This is a genomic window from Paraprevotella clara YIT 11840 (assembly GCF_000233955.1).
GTDB lineage: Bacteria > Bacteroidota > Bacteroidia > Bacteroidales > Bacteroidaceae > Paraprevotella > Paraprevotella clara.
Genome location: NZ_JH376661.1, coordinates 159837 through 170078, shown reverse-complemented (window position 1 = coordinate 170078; position 10242 = coordinate 159837). Strand labels below are relative to the sequence as shown.

At 50.2% G+C, this 10242-nt stretch carries 6 protein-coding genes; 2 read left to right on the top strand and 4 right to left on the bottom strand.

Features of this window, described 5'->3' with window-relative positions:
• Window positions 1-830, top strand: an 830-nt coding sequence (locus HMPREF9441_RS18175; protein WP_008623253.1) for a BF3164 family lipoprotein, incomplete at its 5' end; no start/stop codon positions are given.
• Between the two features lie 833 nt (window positions 831-1663).
• Window positions 1664-3703 (top strand): methionine--tRNA ligase, encoded by a 2040-nt coding sequence (metG, locus tag HMPREF9441_RS16935; protein ID WP_008623239.1) that lies wholly within the window; start codon window positions 1664-1666, stop codon window positions 3701-3703.
• A gap of 79 nt (window positions 3704-3782) precedes the next feature.
• Here metG and HMPREF9441_RS16930 read toward each other — a convergent pair whose 3' ends face one another.
• From HMPREF9441_RS16930 to HMPREF9441_RS16915, 4 genes are all read right to left on the bottom strand, one after another.
• Entirely contained in the window at window positions 3783-5114 is a 1332-nt protein-coding gene (locus HMPREF9441_RS16930) for an anti-sigma factor family protein (RefSeq protein WP_008623238.1), read from the bottom strand.
• 27 nt (window positions 5115-5141) lie between these two features.
• Entirely contained in the window at window positions 5142-5660 is a 519-nt protein-coding gene (locus HMPREF9441_RS16925) for an RNA polymerase sigma factor (RefSeq protein ID WP_008623237.1), read from the bottom strand.
• Window positions 5661-5803: 143 nt separating this feature from the next.
• Entirely contained in the window at window positions 5804-7171 is a 1368-nt protein-coding gene (gene nhaA / locus HMPREF9441_RS16920) for a Na+/H+ antiporter NhaA (protein WP_008623235.1), read from the bottom strand.
• Window positions 7172-7201: 30 nt separating this feature from the next.
• Complete coding sequence (locus HMPREF9441_RS16915; protein ID WP_008623234.1) at window positions 7202-10144, bottom strand: hypothetical protein; 2943 nt, start codon at window positions 10142-10144, stop codon at window positions 7202-7204.
• Window positions 10145-10242 lie beyond the last annotated feature (98 nt).

Here is a 10242-nt window from a genome sequence, read left to right as displayed (position 1 = left end):
ATTTTATTCATACGAAAGGGTATGTAGTTAAAAGTTTTGGTGAATGGGGACGGGCGCACGGAGAATTTATCTTGCCGCAAGGATTGTCCTTGTCTAAGGATAAGAAGACTTGTTGCGTGTACGATTACAATACACAATATACTGTTTGCTTTTCCGTAAAAGAGGCATTGGGTGTAGGCAATCCTGTTCAAGATGTGATAAGAATGGAAGAAGTGGAAAGCGAACGCCCCGTGGAGCATCGCTTCTATCAGGTCTTGGCTTTATCAGACAACCGTTTCCTTGGATTTGGTAACCATCCTGAGAATAGGATTCAAATCTTTAATCAATCAAAGGTGCTTGCCACATATTCGGATTTCCCGGTTTTGGACGAAAAAGAAGAGAACAACAGGTCGCTTTGGGGTAATTTGGCGTCTTTTGGTGTTTCTCCGGATGAAAAACATATTGTCATAACCACCGGGATAGGGGCGGCCTTTGAGATATTGTCTTTGAGTGGGGAAGAAATAAGCCATAAGTTGGTGAAAGGCTTCTATGCTCCGAAATATTCCATTGCCCAAGGGGCAGTCCCGGTTTGTGTCGTCGTATGTCCGGAGACAGTAGTCGGATTTAATGCCCTGCATGTGGCAAATGATTGTTTTTACGCCGTGTTAGCCGGGCCGGAAGAGCGGTACAATGAAATCTTGAAGTTTGATTTTGACGGGGAATGCGTGCATAGATATTGCCTTCCGTCGGATATTGTCAATATACATTGTATGACTGTCGATAAAGGATGGCTTTGGGCTTTTGTGGAAAATAAGGATGGGGAAATAAAACTGATAAAGGCAGGGATATGAAAATGCAACAGCCTCGTTAAAGGTGACAAGGTTCACAATTTGCTAATCCAAAGCATGAAATAAAAGTCCTTCTTTCATTTTGTTAATTTACGCCTTGCGAGAATCCTTCGTACGGCCTCGGGCGCGGGGGCTTTTGAAAATACGCGATTCTCGTGCGTCAGTGGAGAAGCTGCTTGTCAGCCACCGGGTATTTTCCGTTTCTTTTTGTCCTGTCGGAGGGCAGGACATCCGTAGAAAAGTAAAGGGCGCGCAAGTATGGGGCGGCGTTTGCGCGTCATTTTGACATGCCGCTTTTGACAGCGAAGCGTCATCAAATAGAGTGGAAAGAGGCTGTGGAGGCACGTGTGCGTCCCGTTTTCAAGTGTTTGTTCGTCCTTTGGGCGGAACTCTTCGCTGCGACGTGCGGACAAAAAAAGTGTTTTTTCAGCCGAACGGTTTTTCGTTCGGCTGAGATTGAATCGCTGTTTGGCTTAAAACAAGTAAAAAATAGCAGAGAATTGTGAATAAATGTATTCAGTCAGTCGTAAAAGTCAACTTATTGGCACACAAAATCTCATTTTCTTTTTGAATGAAAAAGACAGATGGCTTACATTTTGTCACTTGTCGGCCTTTTCCGTGCAACAGGAGGGCAAGGTGGCTTCCGTTGGTATCAAGTGTCCGGCGTATGGCATTTGTCGGGAGGTTTGGCCTGAGATTTAGGAATAATTCCGTAACTTTGTGCCATGAAAACCACGATTAAGCGAGAGCAGAGGCAAGCTTGCTTGCTTCTGCCGAGCGTGAGTGGTTTATCTAATACCCGATAGTGTAGGATATAATTGCTTAAAATATAAAAAATGGAAAAGAAATTCAAGAGAACAACCGTCACGTCGGCTTTGCCATACGCCAACGGTCCGGTGCACATCGGTCATCTGGCAGGGGTGTATGTTCCGGCAGACATTTACGTGCGTTACCTCCGTTTGAAGAAGGAAGACGTGCTTTTCATCGGCGGTTCCGACGAGCATGGCGTGCCCATCACCATCCGGGCCAAGAAGGAGGGCATCACGCCGCAGGACGTGGTAGACCGTTACCATAAAATCATCAAGGACTCTTTCGAGGAATTCGGCATTTCGTTCGATGTGTACGGGCGCACGACGTCCAAAGTGCATTGTGAGACGGCTTCGGAGTTTTTCCGTACCTTGTACGACAAGGGCGAGTTCGTGGAGAAAACCTCCATGCAGTATTACGACGAGGAGGTACATACTTTCCTGGCCGACCGTTACATTACGGGCGAATGCCCCCATTGTCATGCAGAGGGGGCATACGGCGACCAATGCGAGAAGTGCGGTACGTCGCTGTCTCCCACCGACCTGATCAACCCCAAGAGTGCCATCAGCGGCTCGAAACCGGTGATGCGCGAGACGAAGCATTGGTATCTGCCGTTGGACAAGCACGAGGCATGGTTGCGCCAGTGGATTCTGGAAGACCATAAGGAATGGCGTAACAACGTGTACGGGCAGTGCAAGAGTTGGCTCGACATGGGTTTGCAGCCCCGTGCCGTGAGCCGTGACTTGGACTGGGGCATTCCCGTGCCGGTGGAAGGTGCCGAGGGCAAGGTGCTTTATGTGTGGTTCGATGCGCCCATCGGCTATATCAGCAATACGAAGGAGTTGCTGCCCGATTCGTGGGAGATGTGGTGGAAAGATCCCGAAACCCGTCTGGTACACTTCATCGGGAAGGACAATATCGTGTTCCATTGCATCGTGTTCCCGGCCATGCTGAAGGCCGAGGGAAGCTATATCCTGCCGGACAACGTGCCGAGCAATGAGTTCCTGAACCTGGAGGGCGACAAGATTTCCACCTCGCGTAATTGGGCGGTGTGGTTGCATGAGTACTTGCGCGATTTTCCGGGCAAGCAGGACGTGTTGCGCTATGTGCTGACGGCCAATGCCCCGGAAACGAAAGACAACGATTTTACGTGGAAGGACTTCCAGGCGCGTAACAACAACGAACTGGTGGCCGTGTACGGCAATTTCGTGAACCGTGCCTTGCAGCTTACGCAGAAGTATTACGACGGTGTGGTGCCCGCCTGCGGCGAGCTGACGGAGTATGACCGCCAGACGCTGGATGAGTTCAAGGACGTGAAAGCGAAGGTGGAAGAATTGCTCGACGCGTTCAAATTCCGCGACGCGCAAAAGGAGGCGATGAACCTGGCGCGCATCGGTAACAAGTATATCGCCGACAGCGAGCCTTGGAAAGTGGTGAAGACCGATCCTGAGCGGGTGAAGACCATTATCTACATCTCTTTGCAACTCACGGCCAATCTGGCCATCGCTTTCGAGCCGTTCCTGCCTTTCAGCAGCGAGAAGCTCCGCAAGATGTTGAATATGGAAAGTTTCGAGTGGAACCGGTTAGGACGGACGGACCTCTTGCAGGCCGGCCACCGGTTGGCCAAACCGGAATTGTTGTTCGAGAAGATAGAAGACGATGTAATCGAAGCGCAGGTACAGAAGTTGCTGGACACGAAAAAAGCCAACGAGGAAGCCAACTATAAGGCCAAGCCCATCCGCGAGAATATCGCATTCGAGGACTTCCAGAAGCTGGACATCCGTGTGGGTACGGTGTTGGAATGCACCAAAGTGCCCAAAGCGGACAAACTGTTGTGCTTCAAGATTGCCGACGGGTTGGAAAACCGCACGATTGTGAGCGGTATCTCCAAATTCTACAAGCCCGAGGAACTGGTGGGCAAGCAGGTTTGCTTCATTGCCAATCTTGCTCCCCGCAAATTGAAAGGCATCGAAAGCCAAGGCATGATACTTTCGGCGCTGAACTATGACGAGTCGCTGAGTGTCATTACTGTAGACCGTGAGGTGAAGCCCGGTTCTGAGGTCTGCTGACTCTGGCAGGACCGTCAATGACGATGGACTGTATTTCATAAAAGGAGAGGATACCGTGGCCGGTTCCTCTCCTTTCTGTTTATAGTCCGCCGTCTACCATCCATATTCCCTGTGGGTTGTCGCGACGCAAAGCGATATGGCGGTTTTCAGTATTTCCGTCCGGAGTCGTCAGTTTGTAGAACACGATGACGCCTTTATAGTCTTTCTTTTCTTTGGCTTGGCTGACTGCTGAAACCTTGCAGCCTTTCATGTTTTCGGTGAGTGTAGGAAGTTGGGCCGTGTAATAGTAGAGTGCTTCGCCGGCCATTTGGGGCTTGCCGTCGGTAAGGGCCTTCAGGATTCTTTGTGCGGCTTCCTGTGCGGTTTCGTTCGTTAGTTTTCTCAGGTGTGCCGGGTCTTTGACGGACGGGGTATTGGCCGACAGCCAGGTCACTTGTGTGGTGTCGGGGCGTTGCACGAGCACGCTGGGGACGAGTGGCAAGTTGTAGACAATATGTTCGCTTTTCAACACCAATGTTTTTTGGCCGTCACGTTCCCACCAAATCTGCACCTGTTGCAGCAGACCGTCCCGTTTGGAGAAGACATTTTCCGTTGTGCACCGGTAGCTTTTTTCTTCTTTCTCAAGTAAGGACGCACTGACGGCGTTGCCATACACATCGGTGTGGGTCACGATGGTGATGGTGGAATCGGTCTCCGTCATTTCCGCGTGTGCTTGCGGGTTGCCGGATAGTGCCGCTTTTTGTTGCTCCAAGAGTGTTTCCGGACGAAGCAAGGAAGAAAACCCTTCTGCGAAATTGCACTTTTCGTCACCACATACGGCAAGGCCGCCTGTGGTCCACATGTATTGTTTCCCGTCGTCGGAAACGATGGTGCGTCCTCCTTCTTTTTCCAACCGCCAGAATGTCTTTTGGTTTTGGCGCAAGGATTCCAGGCTGATTCTCATGAAGCCGGATTTCGGATTGATGTAGGCGAAATTTTCGTTAGGCGTAGTACGGGCGTAAACCGACATGGAGAAGCTGGCCGCACTACGTGAACTCTTGATAGACTGGTCGAAAATGAGGGGGATGGAAGGAACAGCCTCTGCTTGGGTTGAGAAGAAGTTGCTGAGTCCCGTGCCTAATCCTGCCATGAAGATGGCCACGGCTGCCGCTATTTGTATCCATTTGTGTGACGGATGCTTCTTCGGTTTAGCCGTCGTCTGAAGAGGAGAGATGCTGACGGCCGGTTGGGTTTTCCCGAACGAGGGGGCGTATTTGGGTGTAAGTAAGTTTACCGTGTGCATGAAGTCTTCGTAATAAGCACGGCATGCGGCACATTCTTTCATGTGTTGTCTGCAAGCTTCTGTAATGGCCGGGTCGGTTTGCTTGTCGCATAAGTCGGCCATATATTTCTTAAAATCTTCACATTTCATGATGTTCTGTTTTTAGGGTTTTGTACTTTAGGATTTGATTCCTTTTCTGATTTTTTCGATTCCGTACTGGAATCGGGATTTGGCGGTCGTGACCGGAATGTCCAAAATGGCGGCAATGTCTGAGAAACTGTTGTTGCCGTGGATGCGGAGCCGGATGACTTCGGCTTGTTCTTCGGGGATTCCCGCCAGCAGGGTCGAGATAAGCCGGAACTCTCGTTCGAAGTTTTCCACTTGTTCTTCACAGATGTGCGACACTTGTTCTATCGGTACGAATGCTCGTACCTGCCGTCGGCGTAGCCGGTCGGTACAGAAATTGGAAAGGCTTCGATAGAGGTAGCTGCGCAAGTCTGCCAAGGGCTGCCCTCCTGCATCTTGTCTTTTAGTATGCAGTTGCAGGAAAATGTCTTGTACGGCATCTTCGGCATCGTCCACGTTCCCCAGCCGGTAACAGGCGTATCGCAGCAAATGAGGTCTTTCGCTCTCCATCAATGCGGCTATCTCCCGATTCGGTTCCTCTTCCGGATGACTGTTTAGGGTTTGTTTCATATTTCATTCATGTTTTTTAGACTGCAATCTGTAATAATGACGCAGCAGGACGGTAAAAGACGTAAAAACTGCCTTCTTTTTTTGTATCTCGGGGATAAAAAAAGAAAAAAGGCCGTTTTTACGCGGAAAAATAAGGGTTCTGTTTAAGGCAGGTCTTCATTGTGCTCTCCAAGGTCTTGCCGGGGAAGATTGACTGCCAGCAGTATCCAGCCTAAAACACCGGCTACGATGGAACCGCAAAGGATGCCCAGTTTCGCATCATTGAGGAGCGTGCCGCCCTCTATACCTATATTATAATAGGAGAGGTCGGCAATGAACATGGAAACGGTGAAACCGATGCCCGTCAGCATGCAGACGCTGAAAAAGTTTTTCCAGTTGCAGCCTTGGGGCAGTTGGACGAATCCCAACTTGACTGCCAGCCAGGAGAACGAGAATACGCCTACGAACTTCCCGACGGCCAATCCTAAAAAGACTGCCAGGCCTACGCCGTTGAGCAGACTGTCCATACTGATGCCTTCCAAGTTCACTCCTGCATTGGCGAATGCGAAGACCGGAATCACGAAATAGTTGATGGGGTTCTGTAAAGCGTCTTCCAAATCCTGTAAGGGGCTAATCGTACGGTCCGAGGCATGTTCTATGTTTTTGAGCAACATGATTTGCTCATTGGACAGGATAGTAGTCCCCTTGTGGTTGGTGGTTGCCTGGTCTATGGGGAAACGGTTGATTTTGTTTCGCAGATGTTTGACAAAGTGAAGGGCGGAGACTCCGGGGCGTGCCGGAACGAAGAATGCTACGACCACTCCGGCTATGGTGGCATGAATGCCGGAATTCAGCAGGGAGTACCAGACAAATGTTCCGATGACGATGTAGAACATCTTGGATATGACGTGGCGTCGGTTGCCGATGGCTAAAATCACAAGTAGGATACCGGCATAAGCCAGGTATTGCAAATGTAGTTCGGATGAATAGAAAACTGCAATGACTAGAATGCCGCCCAAATCGTCGGCCACGGCCAACGTCGCCAAGAATATCTTCAGGCCGATGGGAACCCGTTTGCCGAACATGGAGAGTACCCCCAATGAGAACGCGATGTCGGTAGCCATGGGGATGGCCGTCCCCCGTAGCATAAGGGCATCGTCAGGGCAGGTGAGAAAAAAAATCAGTACGGGGATGGCCATGCCGCCGCAGGCTCCGATGATGGGGAGCAAGGCTTTCTTCAGTGTAGACAGCTCTCCCACCAGGATTTCCCTTTTGATTTCCAGCCCCACGGAAAAGAAAAACAAAGCCATGAGGAAATCGTTGATAAAGTCCATCAGGCTGAGGCTTTCTTTACCGTGGCTGAACAGATTGAAGTTACCGATAGAGAAACTGACCGGCTTCTCCCACAAGGAACGGTAGGCGTCTCCCCAACCGGAATTGGCCACTATCATGGCCACAATCGTGACGATAATCAGAATCAGACTGGAGTTCACGTATTTCCTGAACATGCTAAGAAAAGTGTAATTCCTCATGGCTTTAGGGATTGGGGGTAAGTTCTGGTTTTAATTTTTGCTATTCCATACGATGGGGGTGCCCGTGGTCGTAATGCCCTCGGCTTGGATGCTGAGTACCGTGGGTTTGCTGTTGTTATACAAATTGACGGTGGCCTTTCCTGCGGCATCGAATTTCACGTTCGGGACCCAATATAAGGTACGACGGTAGTCTTTCGTATCCGGCAGGGGCTTTTGGCTGTAGTCGGGACTGTAGAAGTCTTCGCATACGGCGTATCCGTCCAACACGTAACGTCGGTCACGGTATGTCGGCTGGTAGCCGTCGTTGGGAAATAGACGGTAGTCGATGATGACATCCGGTTGGTTGTCGCCTTTGTACCTGGAGCTGCCTTGTTCGCGGGGAGCGTAATCCGTGTAAATATAAAGCTTGTCCAAGTTTCGGAGGTGTCTGTAAGCCTCCATTTTGCCTTCTCCGGCCGTGATGACGGGGGGAATCTCAATCTGCGTGCCGTTGAGCATGCGCTGTGGGGCAACGTTCTTGCGGGTACTCTTCAGGTTTATCGGTTTGCCGTCATACCGGACTTGTAGGAAATAGTCCCTGTCCATGCCCATATCTCCGATATAGGTCAGGGCGACTTGCTGCGGAAAGGTGACCCAGTTGTGCGTGCCGGTGCTCATGCCATAGTCGGCCGTGAGGTTGAATGCCTCGTAAGCGTCGACTACCAAGGCCGGTTTGCTAAGGTCGAGCTTGCGCAGTCCTCCCCGTTTGGTGCGTACGGTTATCGTGGCAAGCTGGCGGTCTGTGAAAGATGTTTGGCCGCCTTGGCTGTCGAACCGTTCGTCTGCGTCATAGCGCGGCGCATCTTGGTAATAGCTGTACGGTTTGGGGAATAAGGGATTGAACCGGTTTAATTTGACAAAATAGTCCGGATAAGCCTCCTCGTTGGTGAAGTCTTTCTTCATTTTGTCCTTGATGTAGTCTTCTCCTTTATCTTTGTCCGCAGCCGGAAGGAACAGGATGTATTTGTCATAAAGTAAAGGCGTCTTCATATAAAACATTCCATTCTCCGTCGTTTGCATGAGGTCCATGGTCTGGTTGCCTTGTATGAATGTGGGCCATACATTGACTTCTTCTTTCAGGTTGCTCATGATAGAGCCCGTGGTGAACGGATCACGTTGGTTGTCCTGAAGCATTTGGGTCAGCGGGTTATTGTCTGTGGTGTTGCCGGATTCAAGTCCATTGTTTTCTTGGTTCGGGTGGTCTGCGGCTTCCATGATGTCTTCTATGGTGGCGTCCCGTTCTACGGAAGTGTCCGGAGCGCGCATGGTTCCTGTTCCGGGTAACCAGTTTTCTTCTTTGACATACGTTCCGTAGGCCAACCGGAAGTCTTCTATCCTGTTCACGCAACCGGAAATGGTTTGCAGTTGTTCCGGCATGTGCTGGACGGTCATGGGTTCGACGCCCGACATGGTTTTCCACGAATAACGTCGCCATCCCTGTACCATCATGAGGAGATCAAGTGCCTGACGACGAATACTGTCGTCCGCTTCGAAGTAGTAACCCGGATTCTCGACGAAACCTTTCAGTTCGCTTCCCAACAGCATTTCCGTAAGGATGTTGCCGTTGTCGTATGTCAGTTCGTCCGTGGCATGGTCCCGTATCGCCAATGACACATTGGGCGTGCCGGTGGTCGGGTTCGTCAGTTGGAGTTGCAGGGAAATGGGCTCGAAAGGTTCGTATTGTGCTTTTACCCCGTCGACGGTTAATTGCGGTGTGTCATATTCGTGGTGGTTGACGAATATCAGGCGGTCGGCGTACACACGTCCTTTCCCGTCGAACAGCGTAAACTGGTTTACTCCCGTAGGAAGCTGGTCGGACGGAATTTCGACGGTCGCTTTGCCGCCGTCGTCGAGCTTGATGTCATAATAGGCTTTCGATACGCCGTTGTGCATGACCTGCAGGCCGAGAATCGGTTTCGGGTCCGGAAGGCCGGAGGATTGGATAGAGGCGTTGACGACCTTCCCTTTTTGTACGACAGCCATGGCGCAGCCCTCCTTTTCCGGTTCGGGCAATGCGTATGTATAATCATATCCTTCGTATCGGAATACGGCTTTATATTTCTCTCCAGCCGGTATGTCCGGTAAAGTGAATATGCCGCGTCCCCGGTTCGTACTTTTGGTCCGGGCAATTTCCTTCCCGTTTTTATCCTGTATGGATAACTCGATGTCGATATGTTTTCCCTCCTCGGTGTTGGCTTCGAACGCTACTCTTCCGGTAGTGCCTTCCACGATGTCTCCTCCTTCGGGATAGAAGCGGAGATCGAGTTTCGGCTTGCCTTTGTCGGATTTGAAGTATCTTCGCATCGGCCTGAGCGTCATGTCTTTGACGTAATCTCCGGGAGTTTGCGGTTGGTCGAATACCGGGAATACGCGTGAATAAATCTTATCATAATCCCGGAAAAAGTCTTTGGCCATTGATTTAAAGTAGAACATCAGTTCCGACCATTTTGAATGCGGGTGTTCATACTGCCCGAAGTTCAGCATCCAACGGGTGTATGCCCTTAATTCATAATATCCGGCGTACAGGGAGTCGGTAAGCGTAAAAGCCCCGTGTCCCGTTCCGTCCGGCATTTCCACCTGTTGACGTTCTACCAAGTAACCGTCGGGTGTGAGCAGTTCTACATATAATATTTTACTGAGGTCGGTCAGGGTCTGCCGGTCTGAGCGCGTGACGTAGGCTTTATACCATATCGTGTCGCCTACGAAATAGCAGGTGTTGTCGATGTGGAGAAAGACTTTTTCTTGGGGAATGGCCGTGCCGAATTTTTCTACTTTCTGGCTTAAAGCCTCTGGGGTGGCAGAGGTTTGCGCTGCGTTTTCCCCTTGTCCCCATACGAAGAGAGAAGAGCAAAATGCAATACCGAGTGCAATGTTACGTTTCATGATATTTCGTTTAGGTTTGATAAGTACAAAGATAGTAATAAAATCTCCCATCAATAAATTTCTACCAAGAATTTCTTAGGTGATGTCCGCCGTTTATTGTTTTTATATCTATCTTTGCCCCAAGTAAAATTATTATGAAACTCAATTAT

Coding starts and splice junctions, on each gene's coding strand:
- metG (WP_008623239.1), top strand. CDS start 1,664: ATGGAAAAGAAATTCAAGAGAACAACCGTCACGTCGGCTTTGCCATAC.
- HMPREF9441_RS16930 (WP_008623238.1), bottom strand. CDS start 5,114: ATGAAATGTGAAGATTTTAAGAAATATATGGCCGACTTATGCGACAAG.
- HMPREF9441_RS16925 (WP_008623237.1), bottom strand. CDS start 5,660: ATGAAACAAACCCTAAACAGTCATCCGGAAGAGGAACCGAATCGGGAG.
- nhaA (WP_008623235.1), bottom strand. CDS start 7,171: ATGAGGAATTACACTTTTCTTAGCATGTTCAGGAAATACGTGAACTCC.
- HMPREF9441_RS16915 (WP_008623234.1), bottom strand. CDS start 10,144: ATGGGAGATTTTATTACTATCTTTGTACTTATCAAACCTAAACGAAAT.